This is a genomic window from Serratia sp. root2, from assembly GCF_031931805.1.
Taxonomy (GTDB): domain Bacteria; phylum Pseudomonadota; class Gammaproteobacteria; order Enterobacterales; family Enterobacteriaceae; genus Serratia; species Serratia inhibens.
Genome location: NZ_JAUJXB010000007.1, coordinates 56,893 through 72,944 on the forward strand (window position 1 = coordinate 56,893; position 16,052 = coordinate 72,944).

10 protein-coding genes are annotated in these 16,052 nt (G+C 57.9%); all 10 read right to left on the minus strand.

From position 1 onward, the window contains the following. Positions 1-61: 61 nt before the first annotated feature. Entirely contained in the window at positions 62-1,912 is a 1,851-nt protein-coding gene (gene recD / locus QZQ97_RS22115; RefSeq protein WP_311995174.1) for an exodeoxyribonuclease V subunit alpha, read from the minus strand. Then, on the minus strand, positions 1,909-5,469 hold the full coding sequence (gene recB, locus QZQ97_RS22120; RefSeq protein ID WP_311995175.1) for an exodeoxyribonuclease V subunit beta: 3,561 nt from the start codon (positions 5,467-5,469) through the stop codon (positions 1,909-1,911). Before recB ends, recD begins: the two co-directional genes overlap by 4 nt. Further along, entirely contained in the window at positions 5,466-8,354 is a 2,889-nt protein-coding gene (gene ptrA / locus QZQ97_RS22125; RefSeq protein ID WP_311995280.1) for a pitrilysin, read from the minus strand. Before ptrA ends, recB begins: the two co-directional genes overlap by 4 nt. Positions 8,355-8,815: 461 nt before the next feature. Next, complete coding sequence (gene recC / locus QZQ97_RS22130) at positions 8,816-12,187, minus strand: exodeoxyribonuclease V subunit gamma (RefSeq protein ID WP_311995176.1); 3,372 nt, start codon at positions 12,185-12,187, stop codon at positions 8,816-8,818. 10 nt (positions 12,188-12,197) lie between these two features. Beyond that, entirely contained in the window at positions 12,198-12,593 is a 396-nt protein-coding gene (locus QZQ97_RS22135) for a prepilin-type N-terminal cleavage/methylation domain-containing protein (RefSeq protein WP_311995177.1), read from the minus strand. Next, a complete protein-coding gene (locus tag QZQ97_RS22140) occupies positions 12,583-13,029 on the minus strand; it encodes a YgdB family protein (protein ID WP_311995178.1) in 447 nt (148 codons plus the stop codon). The genes QZQ97_RS22135 and QZQ97_RS22140 overlap by 11 nt, the downstream gene beginning before the upstream one ends. After that, entirely contained in the window at positions 13,026-13,604 is a 579-nt protein-coding gene (locus tag QZQ97_RS22145; protein WP_311995179.1) for a prepilin peptidase-dependent protein, read from the minus strand. The genes QZQ97_RS22140 and QZQ97_RS22145 overlap by 4 nt, the downstream gene beginning before the upstream one ends. Then, positions 13,592-14,098: a prepilin peptidase-dependent protein gene (locus QZQ97_RS22150; RefSeq protein ID WP_311995180.1), complete on the minus strand. Its 507-nt coding sequence runs from the start codon at positions 14,096-14,098 to the stop codon at positions 13,592-13,594. The genes QZQ97_RS22145 and QZQ97_RS22150 overlap by 13 nt, the downstream gene beginning before the upstream one ends. A gap of 195 nt (positions 14,099-14,293) precedes the next feature. Further along, positions 14,294-15,088, minus strand: coding sequence for a thymidylate synthase (thyA, locus tag QZQ97_RS22155; protein WP_004952281.1), 795 nt, complete (start codon positions 15,086-15,088; stop codon positions 14,294-14,296). Positions 15,089-15,095: 7 nt separating this feature from the next. After that, positions 15,096-15,968 carry a prolipoprotein diacylglyceryl transferase gene (lgt, locus tag QZQ97_RS22160; protein WP_004952282.1) on the minus strand — a complete coding sequence of 291 codons (873 nt, stop codon included), beginning with the start codon at positions 15,966-15,968 and terminating at the stop codon, positions 15,096-15,098. Positions 15,969-16,052 lie beyond the last annotated feature (84 nt).

Genomic DNA, 16,052 nt, shown 5'->3' on the forward strand with positions numbered 1-16,052 from the left:
AAGTTGCAGCGTTGTTGGCTGCAATTTTAAAGCCCCAGGATAGGCCGTACCCGTTTCGCTTTTATGTCTTTATCTGCAAGCGCTCCGCCAACCCGCTGCGGCGTTGGGTTGGCGTACGGATCGCCCGCATCAGAACGGCATCGGTGGCATACAGCGAAAGCTGCCTGCGAGCCCGGGTGATAGCGGTATACACCAGCTCGCGGGTCAGTACCGGCAGGAAATGATTGGGCAACACCAGTACCGTATGATCAAACTCCGATCCCTGAGACTTATGCACCGTCATCGCATAGGCCGTTTCATGCGCCGGTAAACGACTTGGTTGCACCGACTTGATGCTGCCGTCCGGCAGCTGGAAGTGCACGCGCAGTTCACCGCTGTCATCGCGCAGGGCAATGCCGATATCGCCGTTAAACAACCCCAGCGCACTGTCGTTGCGGCCAATCATCACCGGCCGACCAGGATACCAACGTCCCAAGGCCCCTGGCGTACGCTGAATCAGCCCGGCCCGTTGCAGCCCCGCCTCGATACGTTCGTTCAGCCCGGCGATACCGAATGGCCCTTCCCGCAGCGCGCACAGCACCTGGAAACGACCAAACTCCGCCAATACCTCTCCCGCATCCTCCTTGGCAGCAACCCGTTGCAAATAATCGCCATAGCCCGCCACACAGGCGTTCAGCAGTGCCTGATAGTCTTCCGTTTCTGACAAAGGGTAACCCGCAACGTCGCTGAAGCTGCCACTAAGTGCCCAAGCCGCCCGCTTGCCGTCACCGGCATTCACCGCAAGGGCTAATTGACCGATGCCAGAATTGGCATCAAACCGATAGCTTTTGCGCAGCAGGCACAGGCTGTCTCGCACCGCTGCCTCCGCCTGCGCGCTTTGCCCTTGCAACAGGCAGCCAGTCAGACGGGTGAGTTGTTCTGCACGCGCAGTGCTGTATCCCTGCTCGGCAAAACGGCAGATATCCCCCAGTACAGCCCCAGCCTCTACTGACGCCAACTGATCTCTGTCGCCAAGGAAAATCACCCGCGCCTGAAGGGGCAATGCGGCAATCAGACGCGCCATCATCGGCAGATCGACCATTGAAGCCTCGTCTACCACCAGCACATCCAGATGCAGCGGGTTACCACGGTGATAACGCATGCGCTGGCTATTGGGCTGAGCGCCCAACAGGCGGTGCAGCGTCGACGCATCGGTGGGGAACAACGCGCGTTGCTCCGGGGTTAACGCCAACTGCCTGCCGGCGCTGCCGAGCGACTCGGTCAGGCGTGCTGCCGCCTTGCCGGTGGGCGCAGCCAGTTGGATACGCAAACGCCTGCCTTCGGCAAGCTGTACCAGCGCCGCCAGCAATTTGGCGACGGTGGTGGTTTTGCCGGTGCCCGGCCCACCTGAAATCACCGCAATACGCCGCGTCGCGGCCACTGCAGCGGCAATTTTCTGCCAGTCCGGCTCATTCGTCGCCTCGCCGAACAGCCGATCGAGGATGGCACGCAGTTCAGGCTCGTCAACCGCCTGATGGATACTGTCGCTACTGATAAACTCCGCCACCTCGCCTTCGTTCTGCCACATGCGCTGCAGATACAAACGCTGCCGTTGCAACACCATCGGCATGGCGCTGCTGCCGTCCCCCACCGCCGCACTGGCGGCCAGACGCTGCTGCCAGCGAGCAATATCCGGTTGCCCGGCCGCCAGCCACACGGCCTGCGCCAGTTCCGGTTGACGCCCCTCAAACAGGTTTTCCGGCAGCAACTGCTCCAGCATCAGGCAAACATGGCCGGCACCGGCCTCCGCGCTGAGACAAGCTGCAGCCAGCAGAATGTCAGGCTCTTCCTCCCCGGCCACTATTCGGGCGAACTGCAGGTCCAGCGGACGCAGCACGCCAAGTGCCTGCGCCCGCTCCAGTAGAGCGATCATGGTTCATCCTCCGCCGTAATGGCTTCGCCGCTGAACAGACGGTCCATGCCCTCCACCAACTGCGGATCTGGGCAACAGGCGAAAATGCCGTTGCCCGGGTGCTGTGCGTCTACTCCGCGCAGGAACAAGTAAATCACCCCGCCGAAGTCGCGCCGATAGTCATAATCCGGCAACCGATGGCGCAGATAACGATGCAGTGCCAGCGTATACAGCTGGTACTGCAGGTCATAGCGGTGTTCCGCCATCGCCTTCTCCATTGCCGCACGGGTGTAAGCGCTGCTGTCTTCACCTAACCAGTTGGATTTGTAATCCAGCAGGTAGTATTTTCCCTGCCAGCAGAACACCAGGTCGATAAACCCCTTCAACATTCCCTGCACCTGCTGGAAATCCAGCGCCGGACAGCGGGCTGAAAGCGGATCGTGTTTTTTCACCAGCTTATCCAGCTCACGCGCCTGCAACAGCTTTTCGATAGGTAAATAAAACTGCAGCTCAGCCTGTTTCTGCTGCGGTACCAAGGCTGACAACGTGACGCCGGCATCATTGAGCGAGGTATTCAGCAACACCTGCATCCACGCCAGCAGTATCGGTTGCCAGTGCTCGGCAAACCCTTGCTGTTGCAACTGTTCAAACAACCATTGCTCATCAAGGGGTTGGGTGAAATCCAGTGTTTCAAACAGGCTGTGCAGGAAGGTTCCCGGTGCTGCGCCGCGCGGAAAGGTATGCGGTGTGAGCGCTGGCTCACTGTCCAGCGCCTGTTCTCCTGCGGCGTCGACATCCAGCCGTGGCAGCAGATCCTGCATCAGGCCAGAGCCGTGTTGCTGCAGGCCGGTGTAACTGGTCACGCGCCAGAAATCCTGCACCGGGCGCGTGAAGTGTTTTGCCGCCAGTTCGGTTAACGCCGGCGCTTGCGGCAACCAGGCCTGCTCATCCAATTGTTCAACCAACGACAGCGCAACGCCCTCTCCAGCCAACTGCTGCAAACGTTGTTGCAGCCAGGCCGCATCCCCGGCCTGGCCGGCCTGCACCAGATAACCCAACGCGCTGCGGTGCAAATCGGTATCACCCTGTTTCTTGCGGGTGCCTTGAATCAACGGCGCTATGCCGATGCTGCAGTGGTATACCGAGCGGGTCAAGGCTACGTACAGCAGGCGCAAATCCTCCGCCAACCGCTCTTCTTCCGCCCATTCGATACTTTCTTCATCGGCGTTGAGGTCAAGCAGGGCCTGGAAACTCTGCCGATCGTGGTACAGCACCTGCTGTTGCTGGCGGAAATTGCCGACAAACGGCAGCCAGACCAGATCGAACTCCAGACCTTTCGATTTATGGATGGTGATCACCTTCACCAAATGGCGATCGCTCTCCAGTCGCAGTTGCTGGTTGTCGGACTGGCGATTTGGTTGGGCAATCTGCTGCGCCAGCCAGCGCACCAGCGCATGTTCGCTGTCGAGTTGCGCCGAGGCCTCTTGCAACAGCTCCCCCAAGTGCATTATGTCGGTCAGTCGACGCTCGCCACCGTGGCTGGCCAGCAGATTTTCCGCCAAGTGGCGCTGATTCATCACCTCGCGCAGCATTGGCAACACGCCGCGGCGCAGCCAGAGCGTACGGTATTTATCGAACTCATTGACCAGGGTATCCCAGGCGCGTTCGTTGCGGTTCAAGCCGTCCAACGCTTGCGCATCCAACCCCATCAAACCGGTCGCCATGGCGCTGCGCAACGTGCGCTCCTGCTCCGGCGCCAGCACCGCCTGCAACAGCCACAGCAAATCCTTGGCTTCCGGGGTATCAAACACGCTGTCGCGATTGGACAAATAGACCGAAGGAATGGCCAGGGCGCTGAGCGCATCACGCACCAACGCCGCCTCATTACGGCTACGCACCAGTACGGTAATATCGGAGGCCTGCACCGCCCGCCGTTTATCACCGTCCACCAGCCAGGTCTGTTCACTTTGCCCCGCACTGAGCCAGTCACGGATTTGCGTGGCGCACAGGCGCGCCATCAATTGTTGGTACTCACTAACGCCGACACCTTCACCCTGCTGCAACCAAAACTGCATCGCCGGCTGCGGCTGTTTATACAGCTCAAAAGCCAACCCACGATTTTTCTCGGCGGCAGCTACCTCAATGAAGGGAATTTGACCGAACAGAAAGGGCTTTTGCACCTGAGCAAACAGATGGTTAACGCTGCCCACCATTGCCGGTGACGAGCGCCAGTTAGTCTCAAGCGTGTAGTGTGCGCTTACCTCAGAACGAGCGCGCATATAGGTAAAAATGTCGGCACCGCGGAAGGCGTAAATTGCCTGTTTTGGGTCGCCTATCAGCAACAGGCCGCATTCCGGCCGGCCGACATAGAGCTTTTGGAAGATACGGTATTGCTGTGGGTCAGTATCCTGGAACTCATCGATCATCGCCACCGGATAACGCTGGCGAATCGCCTGCGCCAACCGATCGCCGCCTTCACTTTGAAGCGCACTGTCCAACCGGCTTAGCAGATCGTCAAAACCCAGCTCGGCACGCTGGCGTTTCTCTTGTTGAATGGAGAGACGTATCTCACTCAGCGCCCGCGCCATAATCAAATCGCGCAGCGTCAGCGGCTCATCAAATAATTCATCTATCGCCACAAACAGTTCATGGCGTGGCGGTTCGCCCTTTTTGGTTTTATCCAGCAGCACTGACTGACGGAATTTATCCAGCTCTTTCGGCAGTTGGTAATCCTGAGTTTCCAGTACCACCCATTCACCCACCTTATGCAGCCAATTAGGCAGATGTTTGCTGCTGTAACTGCGCTTATCAACGCCGGACTGGCTGATTAGCGCCTCCAGATCCCCCGCCGCCGCCAGCCACTGAGCTTTAATGGCATCAATTCGCGCCACGATCTGCTCATGGCGTAGTAATACCGTTTCTTCATCTTTCGGCGGCCGACGCAGCGTTGGCGCTTCGCCGCTCAGATAGCCGGAAAGATCCGCCAGCAGCGCCTCCGGACCGCTCCATTCCTGGCTCACGGCCCGGGCAACGCCCAATGGCAACGGATAACAATGGCGACGCCAGAAGTCTGCACAGGCCTGGCGACGCAGCGGAAGTTCATCCTGCACCAGCGTTTGCTCAAACAGAATGCCGGACTCAAAGGCGTTGTGGGTCAGCATGCGCTGGCAAAAGCCGTGGATGGTGTAGATCGCTGCTTCGTCCATCTGCCGTTCGGCCGCTAGCAGTTGCGCGGCGGCATCGGGAAGATCGTCAATCTCCTCCATCAGTGAAACAAATAATGGGTTATCACATTTCGCTTTTTTACCACGCACGCACGCAATGCGTAACCCATGGATATTGCTGCGAATACGCCCGCGCAGCTCCTCGGTGGCGGCCTCGGTAAAGGTCACCACCAGAATCTCCTCCACCGTCAGCGGCCGGGAAAAGGCCGCTGCCTGACCCAGGCCAAGCAGCAGGCGCAAATACAACGCACCTATGGTAAAGGTTTTGCCGGTCCCCGCCGACGCTTCTATCAGCCGTTCGCCAAACAGCGGCAGCGTCAGCGGATCAAGCCGCTGCGGGGCGGCCTCTGTCATGGTGTCGCCACCTTACGCGGCAGAGTTTGCTGCAGGGCAGAGGCGTTTGGATAGGTGACCCAGTCCTGCTGCACGGCATAATCCGCTTTCTCTTGCCCGCTGCCGCTGACCTGCGACAGCACCGCCAGCCCCTGCGGCTGAATGACCGCCTGGTGGAAATAATCCGCCAGCTTGGTCGGCGTCAGTTGCTTAACCTGCTCAATCAGCTTATGGCGGGTATCGAAGGTAAAATTACCGCGATCGAAATCATTGGCAAAGCGGCTGGCTTCTTCGCTCAGGGTTTGCGGGCGCTGTTTCAGTTCGTTGATCATCGCCTGCTTGTACTGTTCAAAGTCCGCATCTTTCATCTCACGCAGGCGCTTTTCAGTTTTCGGGTAAAAATCCTGATAGCGTTGGTACAGATACGCCGGCTGCTTGCTGTTGCTTTGCAGCAGGAAACCAATCCCCCACTGGCGGCCCACTGACATTGGGAATGCAAACACCGCATAACCCAATTGTTCCTGAGTACGCAGTTGGCTGTAGAACCAGGGCTGGATAATCTGCCCCAGCAGCGAGCTGTAAGCCATGCCGGTCACTTCATCATACCCGGTCGGCACATAGACTGCCGCCAGCGCCGAGTCGGTGCTGCTGCCCGCACGCTGCAGGTTAGCCAACTGTTTTTTCGCCACTTCAACGTCTTCGCCGTGCCACCATTCAATGCCGGTGCAGCCCAGGCGGTGTTTCAGCGTTGAGGCCAGGGTATCCACCTGCTGCTTGCTCATATTGCCCACCACCAGCAACTCCGGTGTGGCGTCGGCCAACAGGCTGTCGCGGTATGCCAGAACGTCTTTCAGCGTCAGGGTCTTCAGCACCTCGCGGCGCTCACTGCGCTCGGAGTACGGCACGCGGGAAACCATCTGAACCGGTTGGATCGCCAGCTCGAACGCTTTCCCTTTCTCAGCCGAATCCAGCTGTTCCAGATACCAGGATTTAGCCTGAGCCAGTTGATCTTCCGTCGGCGTGAAGTTGGAATAACCCTCAATCAGCGAGGTCAGCAACTGCGGCAAACGCTGGGTAAAGCCGTTGGCATTGAACATCAGGCCATTGTTCGGCGAAGTCGAGAAGCTCAGCCCGCCAATCGAGGCCTGATAACTCAGTTGATCCAGCGAAATACCCGCCAGATAGTCGGTCAGCGAGAACAGCACCTGATTACGCGCAGAATCCATGGTTTTTGCGTTGCGGAACGCCACTGTGACATCGGCTTTCGGCTCGTCGGCAAAGTAACGGCTTGGCATATACAACACCCGCAGACCCGGCTGATCGACCACCAGCTCCGGTTTCTTGAACTCGTGAGACGGTTTGTTCAGGGTAAAATCATCGGGAATATACGGGTTCAGCGCAGGCAACGAGAGGCTGATCCCCTTGCCCAACTGCTGCCACTGTTCGAAACGCTGCGGCGCAATTTTATCAACCTGATAAGGCGCGTTGACGAAATAGGCCATCTTGTTATGCGGCTCATTCGGGCTGACGAACCAGATGCGCGCATTTTGCGGCGTCATGGCGTCCAGACGCTCGGCAATCGCCTTTGCGTCATAGCGATCGGCCAGGTATGGCGCATCCAGCGTGTGTTCTACCGGCACGCGCAGCATGGTGTCCACCAGCCATTCTATGTAGTCCATATCGCGGGTGATAGACGGGTAGCGGAAATCCAGGTTGAGAACGTGGGAGATCTCATCGAAATAGCTTTGCTTGATGCCTTCGCTGCGCAGCATTTTCAGGTAGTTAAAGATGGCGGCCACCACCTCGTCACGCTTGGCCAGGCCTTTATCGGTCAGCGACACGCTGATCGAGAACACCCCGCCGTTGCGATCCACCATCGGATCGGCCCCGGCGTTGATCGCATCCGCCAGCCCCTGTTTTTGCAGCCAGTCGGACAGGGTATTTTGGCTACGGTTGCCAATCAGGTAGCTAATATAAGTGTCGGTCTTACTGCGGAATTCAGCGCTGTTGTTATCAATGCGGAACTCCACTTTCAACTGCTTGCGCGGCTGTGCCGGCACATAGTGGATAATGATGCCCTGCTGTTCAGGGGTAACCGCCGGGACGGTAATTGGCGGTACGCTGGCTTCGCGATTGGGCACTTTGCCAAACGTATTGGCCGCCAGTTCGGCCAACTCCGGCAATGGCTTGCTGCTGTACAGCACCCCCATCATCAGGTTGGCAGAATAATAACGCTGGTAGAATGACGTCAGTTCATCATGCAGTTTGCTGCTCGGCTTGTCCTTCAGGGTATCGAGATTGCCGCCGGAGAAACGCGCGCTCGGGTGAGCCGGGTTCAGCGTTTCCGCCCCGACCTGCGCCATGCGCATGCCGTCGCGTGAACGCGCCATCGTCAGTTCGGCATTGACCGCATTACGTTCACGATCGGCATTGCCGGGATCCAGCAGAGGCTCAGCAATGGCGTCCGCCATGCGGTCTACCGCCGGCGCTAACGCGTCATTTTCCACTTCCAGGTAGAACGCAGTGCGATAAGACGCGGTGCTGGCGTTATGGCTACCACCGTGCTTTTTCAGAAACTCCGCCAGGTTTTCCGGCTGCGGATAGCGCTTGGATCCCATCAGCACCATGTGCTCCAGGTAGTGCGCCAGCCCAAGCTGGCTGTTCGGATCTTCCAGCGAACCCACCGGCAACGCCAATGCTGCCAACGATTTTGGCGCCTGAGCATCGGATACCAACAATACGGTCATGCCGTTTGCCAGCTTAATCGCCTGATATTGACGTGGATCGTGATCGCTTTTGTTGATCTTTTCCGCCAGCGGTTGCCATCCCTGTGCGGCCCAGCTCAAGGGTGCCCAACACATGGCCAATAATACTAACCCGGTAATGCGGGCCAACTGTCTGCGCATATCCAAAATAAACCCCTATTCTGACACCGCTACGCCAAATCCCTGACGTTGGCGGTGTGCATCAAAACAACACAACAAAAGGCTATATACCTGTACGTTATGTAAGACCGGAGCTAACCCCGATAGTTGAATATAATCCTGCTTATTTTTACCACCTCAGGGCAATCAGTACCACCGGGGGATTTTATCCGTCGCCTTTCAAGTCGCAATGTTGTTACCTGCACTTATTTACGAAGCCCGTTCATGGGTCTCGCCTCTTAGGGGCCACCGCAAGCAGCGTTCAAATCTGCTCCGGGCAGATCTGTCACCCCAGTGACTTACCAGAGTAAGCGCCCGGGGATAAACGAGCTGGGCGCCTGGCTGTGCTGTACAGGGATGTACGAATGCCGCGAGCGCATGGATGCGTTAGAGCGGCCAACGCGAAATTCATAGGGTAAATAACTCTGGGTAATGCCAAGGGATCAGCCTAAATTATGCTTCGCCACCGGCAGCAGGTAACGTTCTGTTTCGGCCAGAATCTGCTCTAAACAGCCATTGTCCAACTGACGGAACACCCGTTGAACATAAGCGTCTTCGCCTTCTCCGGGAATGCGCTGATCGCCCTGCCAGGTTTGCAATAACTTGGCCCGCGCCTTGATTTGCACCTCTTCATCCCAGTCAATGCTCTGGGTTTCCGGTTGGTAACACTGGCTCAACCATGCCCAACCGCTTTTATTCAGCAAGAGCAGCGGCTGGCATAAACCACGCCGATACCCCGCCACCAGCTCAGCCAACTGCTCACGGGCATCCTCTGCAGTTAACGCGGCAAAACGCCACGCGGCGCCTTTGCGGCCATAAATACGGCTTTCCCCCGTGCCACCGGCGCAGCAGTACGCCAGATGTTCCAACCACAACAGTATGCCATCAACCGCCGACAGGGTGGCCGGCCGCCAGCGCAGCAGCCCATCCTCCTGAACCTGATGCAGCCAACCGCTGATATGCACCCCGGCGATGTCGATATCCAGCTCCAGACTGTGCCCTTCGCTGCGTTCGGCACGCACCTGCTCGGCCAGCTCGCTCATCTCCTCTTGCTGTTTCTGCCAGTAAATCTCGCCGAAAGGGCCAAAAGGCAAACCACCGGCGGCACGCACCCGCTGGAACAAACGGGTGGCATCCTCACCGTCGATCAAGGTATTCAACAATTGGCTGTTGAACTGATAGCGACTGAGATTATCCAGGATGAAGGGCTCTTCGTCCGGCAATTCGGTCTCTTCGAGGATAAAACTGACCCCCAGCCGCAGTTGGAAGAACGCGCGGATTGGGTGACGATAGAACCGCAGCAAATCATCCAGCGATATCTGGGTTTGCTCATCAGGCAATAGCGGTTGATTAAACGGCGGATGCGCCACGCCGCGTCCAACAGCTGCGGGCAGCCATTCGGCGGCGTAGCTTTGCGCTTCCGTGTCGGGTAAAAAATTCTTGGCGGCGAACGGCATGCGGGCGTGCCAGTTAAGCAAGTGTTTACCGACCTTCTGTGCGCTGGCATCGGCGTCCAGCTCCTCATCGCCCGGCAGGCAATAACTTTGCTCCAGATACTCCAGCAGTTCGGTCACCAGCACCGAAGGGTAACGCGGGCTGTTATCCTGAATGGAACGACCAATAAAGCTGATATACAGCCGCTGCTGTGCCGACAGAATCGCCTCCAGGAACAGATAGCGATCGTCATCACGTCGGCTGCGATCGCCGCGCTTCACCTGCTGAGCCATCAGATCAAAGCCCAGCGGCGGCAAAGTGCGCGGATAAACCCCGTCGTTCATGCCCAGCAAACAAACCACTTTGAACGGAATGGAACGCATTGGCATCAGCGTGCAAAAATTGATTTGCCCGGCGAGGAAGCGTTGACTGATACGCTCTTGATCGAGGCGCGCAGCCAATTCGTCACGCAGAATGGTCAGCGGTACCTCATCGGGGTAACGCGCCGCCAGCCCGTATTCGAACACTTTGTTCCACTGCTGCTCAATCAGCGCCAGTGCCGCCTCGGTTTCGCCATCCGGCTCAAAGAAGGTATCAAGCAGTTGGCGGCAAAGCGGCAGCCACTCCGGCAAAGAACGCGCCTCGGTCAATCGTTGCCGCCAACGGCTGAGGGAGGCCAAAAGCTCAGCCAACTGCCCGGCCAACTCCGCGACCAGCCCGCTCGATTCATCATAAGGCAGCACGCCCTGCCAGTCCCCGGCATTGCTGTCCATGGCGTAGCCCAACAGCATTCGGGTAATGCCGAACTGCCAGGTATGCTGGCCGGTGGCCGGCAGGTCCAGTTCGCGTACGTTGTCGTCATCCAGCCCCCAGCGGACGCCGGACTCCCCCACCCAGTGACGTAACAGGCGTAGCCCTTCCTCCTGGATCGAGAAACGCGCCGCCAGCGCCGGCACTTCCAGCAGCGCCAGCACCTGCTCCGAAGTAAAACGGCTCTGCGGCAGATCCAGCAGCGAGATAAACGCCTGCAACGCCGGGTGCGCCTGACTCGCCTTCCGGTCAGAAATAGCAAACGGCAGATAGCGCTCCGGGGAAGCGTTGCCGAACACCGCCTGAATATAAGGCGTGTAGCTGTCGATATCTGCCACCATCACGATGATATCGCGCGGCGTCAGCTCAGGATCTTCCGCCAGCATGGTCAACAACTGATCGTGTAAAACCTCCACCTCACGCTGCGGGCTGTGGCACGCGTGCAGGCTGATAGAACGGTCTTCAAGCTTAAGCCGGCGCTTGGTCTTGCTGCTCTCCAGCGTTTCCGGCGTGGTGCCGATGACGGCACTATTTTTCAACTCCAGCATATCGTGCTGAATGGCGTGCAATAAGGTGTCCGCAGGGATATCTACAAACGCAAAAACCTCCTGCGCGGATTCTATCTGCGAAAGTAAAAAGTGATGGTCACGCCCCAACTTGCCCCATGAGGCCAGCAGCGGATTGGGCAGGTCTTGCTCGCCTTCCGCATTAAACAGCGCAGCGGCGTTATCGGGATCTCTGAATAACGCATATTCCGTTTTATCCTGATAATGGCGCCGCTTGCGGCTTTGTAATTTCGCCAGGAATGATTGGCTCTGAATATCCCCCCAATAGTAGCGGCACGGATTGGTGAACATCAGGTGAATATCAATATGGCGCCCCAGCGCCTGCAAGGCCTCCAGATACACCGGCGGCAGCGCCGAAATACCGCAGATAAACACCCGCGGCGGTAACCCTGCCGGACAATGATCCGCTTTTTCCAACGCGCTGATAAAGCGACGATACAGGTTTGCACGGTGCCATTCCGGTTGCCCCAACTCGTGGGTATATTCGACCAATCGCGCCCACAGCGGTGCCTGCCATTGCTGGGCCTCCGCCAGCCCATCAATGCTTTCGCCCTTTTGCCAGCTTTCCAACCATTGCGGGCGATACACCAGGTATTGGTCAAACAGATCCGCCACCCGGCCGGCAAGCTGATGAATTTTACGCTTGTCGCCGTCGTCGGTGAGGTAATGTTGCAACGGGGCAAAGTCCGGCCGGGTGAGCAGATCCGGCAACAGCCACATCAGTTTCCAGGTCATGGCGTCTTTACTGAAGGCGCTCTCTTTCGGGATCCCTGGCAAAACCCGGGTGAACATCTCCCAGATGAAGGTTGCGGGCAGTGGGAAGGCGATATTGGCGGCGATGCCAAACTGTTCCGCGAGTTGCATCTGCAACCACTGCGCCATGCCGGGGCTTTGCACCAACACCACTTCCTGTTGAAAAGGGTCGGCCAATGGCTCTCTGGCTATCAACGTGCTGGTCAGCGTTTTCAGCAAATCCAACTGATTGGAATGATAAACCCTAAACATGGGTGCTCCCTTAAAACATAATGACTGCCGGATTACCGGCGGTGCAGTACCAGCGGTTCAATTCAGCCCACTGCCGCTGAGGCGTTTGTATTCTTACCGTTAGCCTTTGGCAAGGGGTTTGCGGTGAGCTCAGCCGCATCTCACGCCGCCACCCAGGCGACAAAGGCAGTAGTTCCGCATCCGTGCGACCGGTGGCGGCAAAGACTTCCAGTTGTTGGTGCGCCAACGACCAGGCTTGCCGATACTGCCACTGGCGCTGAAAAGAGTGCAACAGCACCTGATGATACTGTAACAATCCCAGCAGCGACACCGCGAACAGCAATGCAGCAATCAGCACTTCCGGCAGGCTGAACCCCTGTTGGCGCCTTGCCCCCACTGCGGGAGCCACCCGCACGTTAATCCGCACAGTCCGCTTCCCGTTTTTCGGGGCAAAAATCCAGCCAACCGCCGACTTCCGCCCTTAGCTCAAAGGTACCGCCCGTGCCATCCGGTTTGGTCAATTGATATAGCCGCAACGGCTCCCCTTCACTCATCGCCCCGTCCCCCCGCACCAACACAATCCCCGCCCGGGCGGACAATTTGGCGCAGGCGCGCAGCTCTTCGGTTTGCTGGCACCACCAGCCGTTAACACCTAACCGATTGCGGGGCCAGGACTGCGCCACGCCCCAGCTGAGCGCCGAAGCAGCCTGGTTGTATGCCTTCAGATAGCGCTGTTGATCGGCGGCCAGCAACAGAGCGCTATCCAGTTGGCGGTGCTGAGCATTCAACAACATCAGCCCCATAACCAACAGCAGCATCACTGCCGCCAACGTGCTGCCGCCACGCTGCCCCACCGCACTCATGGTAGCGAGGCCATGTTAATCGCCCAGTGCAAGTTGCGGCGTATAGCGTCATCCGCTTTCGAACGCCCGGCCAGCGACAGCATGACCCATGTCTTGCCACTGCTGCCCGCGATCGATTTGACGCTGAAAGTTTCAATGCGTACTTCGTCATTATCAAGTAACCGCTCCCACCCCGTGCCGTGACAGTGGGTTACGCCACGTTGCCCTTCCAGCGCCCCCTGCCGCAGCCGGTAACCAAAATATCCGGCATCTGCACCTAGCATCTCCCAACGGGCATTACGGGTGATGTCGTAAGCAACGATCACACAACTGCCCGCCGCCTCCCCAGGCGCATGGCCAATCAGCAATGCCCGCCCCCGGCACATGCCAGCGCAGAAACCGGCCCGGCGCAGATCTTTCTCAATGCCGAACGCCAACTGCCGAAGTACCGATTCCAGCCGATAGTGCCGGCCGACATCGACACTGTGCTGCCGCAACACCGGGTAGGTTTTAGCTGCCGCCAGCATAATCAAGCTGCCGAACGTCAGCGCCAGCATCACCTCCGGCAGCGTGAAACCGCGCTCTAGGGCTGACATGCCGTAATGCCCCGTATGCTTACATCCTCACTGCACAGGCGCAGCCGGCCTCTGGCGGACAGCACCAATCGAAGGCTGCCGGCACCGTTGTTGAGCACGATATGCCCAGCCTGGGCGTTATTGCGTAATCCATAAAATCCCATCTCCTTTTGGGTGTGCTCTGCCAGCCTTACATCCCGGTAATGCGGTCTGAACAGGTCACCGCTATGCCTCTCACACCCCGAAAGTGGCTGATTGCTGCCGATACACCAGGGATCGCCGGTTTTAAACCACAGCAGCGCCGTACTGTTACGCCAGTTGGCGTCCGCCTGCATCCGGGTGAGAAACGCCAGCAACTGCTGAGCGGTATGTTCCAGCCGCAAACTCTGCTGATAGTAGCGCCAATGGCTGACGCCCCAACCGGTGAGCAAGCCTGCCAGGGTGATCACCACCAGCAGTTCAATCAGCGTCATGCCGCGCTGGTCTTCGGTATTGAAAATCAGGTTGTCGTTCATGGCCGTCAGTGTAATCAAGGCAGCAAAACGGGGAAGCGAGGCTTATTCAGGCTGAAGCGCTCTGCGCAACCTTTCGCTGCAACGGGCAGCAAACCAAAATAAAATGCGAAGCAGAGCGCAAACAGGGCCAAGACGGAGGGAGAAAAAGTAAGGGCGCAACCAGTGCGCCCTTGGGGATAAATCATGCGGCCGATGTCAGATGGCAACCGGTGCCTTGATGGCTGGATGCGGATCGTAACCTTCGATTTCAAAGTCTTCAAAGCGATAATCGAACAGCGAAGCCGGTTTGCGCTTGATCACCAGCTTCGGCAACGCACGCGGTTCGCGGGTTAACTGCAACCGGGTCTGCTCCATATGATTGCTGTACAAATGGGTATCGCCACCGGTCCAGACAAAATCACCGACCTCGAGATCGCATTGCTGCGCCATCATATGCACCAGCAGCGCATAGCTGGCAATGTTGAACGGCAGGCCGAGGAACACGTCGCAGGAGCGCTGATACAGCTGGCAAGAGAGCTTGCCGTCCGCCACGTAGAACTGGAAGAACGCATGGCACGGTGCCAGCGCCATTTGATCCAGCTCGCCTACGTTCCAGGCTGAAACTATGATGCGGCGTGAATCCGGATCCTGTTTCAGTTGTTTCAGTACGTTGCTCAACTGGTCTATCTGGCGGCCGTCCGCAGCACCCCATGCGCGCCACTGCTTACCGTATACCGGGCCAAGATCGCCATGCTCATCTGCCCATTCGTCCCAAATGCTGACGTTGTTTTCACGCAGATAAGCCACGTTGGTGTCGCCGTTCAGGAACCACAACAGCTCATGGATAATGGAACGCAGGTGGCACTTCTTGGTGGTCACCAACGGGAAACCTTCCTGCAAATTGAAACGCATCTGGTGGCCGAAAATCGACAGCGTGCCAGTGCCGGTACGGTCGGCTTTAGGGGTGCCCTCGGCGAGCACTTTGTTCATCAAATCCAGATACTGTTTCATTTGTTCCTCACGATAGTTGCTGCTGCGGGCGACGACGATACGCCCAAATCATCATAATAATACCGGCCACCACCATCGGGACGGACAGAATCTGCCCCATGCTGACAACGCCGTCGAACAGGCCGAGCTGAGCATCCGGCTGGCGGAAGGCTTCGACGATAATGCGGAATGCGCCGTAGCCAATCAGGAACAGACCGGATACTGCCCCCATCGGCCGCGGTTTGCGGATAAACAGGTTCAGAATGATAAACAGCACCACGCCTTCCAGCAGCAGCTCATACAGCTGGGACGGGTGACGCGGCAGCACGCCATACTGATTAAGCAGCGGCAATAGCTGCGGATCGGCGGCGGCAATGGCGACGTCTTCACCGCGCGAGCCGGGGAACAACATCGCCCAAGGCGTATCGGTGGTCACGCGGCCCCACAGCTCGCCATTAATAAAGTTGCCCAAGCGGCCGGCCCCCAGGCCAAACGGGATCAGCGGAGCAATAAAATCGGAAACCTGGAAGAAGGTGCGTTTGGTGCGGCGGGCGAACCAGAACATCACCAGGATCACCCCCAACAGACCGCCGTGGAACGACATGCCGCCATCCCAGACTTTAAACAGGTAGAGCGGGTTATCCAGGAACAGCGGCAGGTTGTAGAACAGCACATAGCCAACGCGGCCACCGACGAACACACCGAGGAAACCGGCATACAGCAGGTTCTCCACTTCATCCTTGGTCCAGCCGCTGCCCGGTTTGTTGGCACGGCGCACCGCCAGCCACATGGCAAAAACAAAGCCAACCAGGTACATCAGGCCATACCAGTGCAGAGAAACCGGGCCGATAGAGAAAATCACCGGATCGAATTTAGGAAACGCCAGATAGCTATTGGTCATCTATCACCACAACATGTCTATTATTCTTCCCCAACCGGGGGCGGCAGGTGCCAAACGCGCTAAAACACTCTTTTTCGTTGCTTT

Coding starts and splice junctions, on each gene's coding strand:
- recD (WP_311995174.1), bottom strand. CDS start 1,912: ATGATCGCTCTACTGGAGCGGGCGCAGGCACTTGGCGTGCTGCGTCCG.
- recB (WP_311995175.1), bottom strand. CDS start 5,469: ATGACAGAGGCCGCCCCGCAGCGGCTTGATCCGCTGACGCTGCCGCTG.
- ptrA (WP_311995280.1), bottom strand. CDS start 8,354: ATGCGCAGACAGTTGGCCCGCATTACCGGGTTAGTATTATTGGCCATG.
- recC (WP_311995176.1), bottom strand. CDS start 12,187: ATGTTTAGGGTTTATCATTCCAATCAGTTGGATTTGCTGAAAACGCTG.
- QZQ97_RS22140 (WP_311995178.1), bottom strand. CDS start 13,029: ATGAGTGCGGTGGGGCAGCGTGGCGGCAGCACGTTGGCGGCAGTGATG.
- QZQ97_RS22145 (WP_311995179.1), bottom strand. CDS start 13,604: ATGTCAGCCCTAGAGCGCGGTTTCACGCTGCCGGAGGTGATGCTGGCG.
- QZQ97_RS22150 (WP_311995180.1), bottom strand. CDS start 14,098: ATGAACGACAACCTGATTTTCAATACCGAAGACCAGCGCGGCATGACG.
- thyA (WP_004952281.1), bottom strand. CDS start 15,088: ATGAAACAGTATCTGGATTTGATGAACAAAGTGCTCGCCGAGGGCACC.
- lgt (WP_004952282.1), bottom strand. CDS start 15,968: ATGACCAATAGCTATCTGGCGTTTCCTAAATTCGATCCGGTGATTTTC.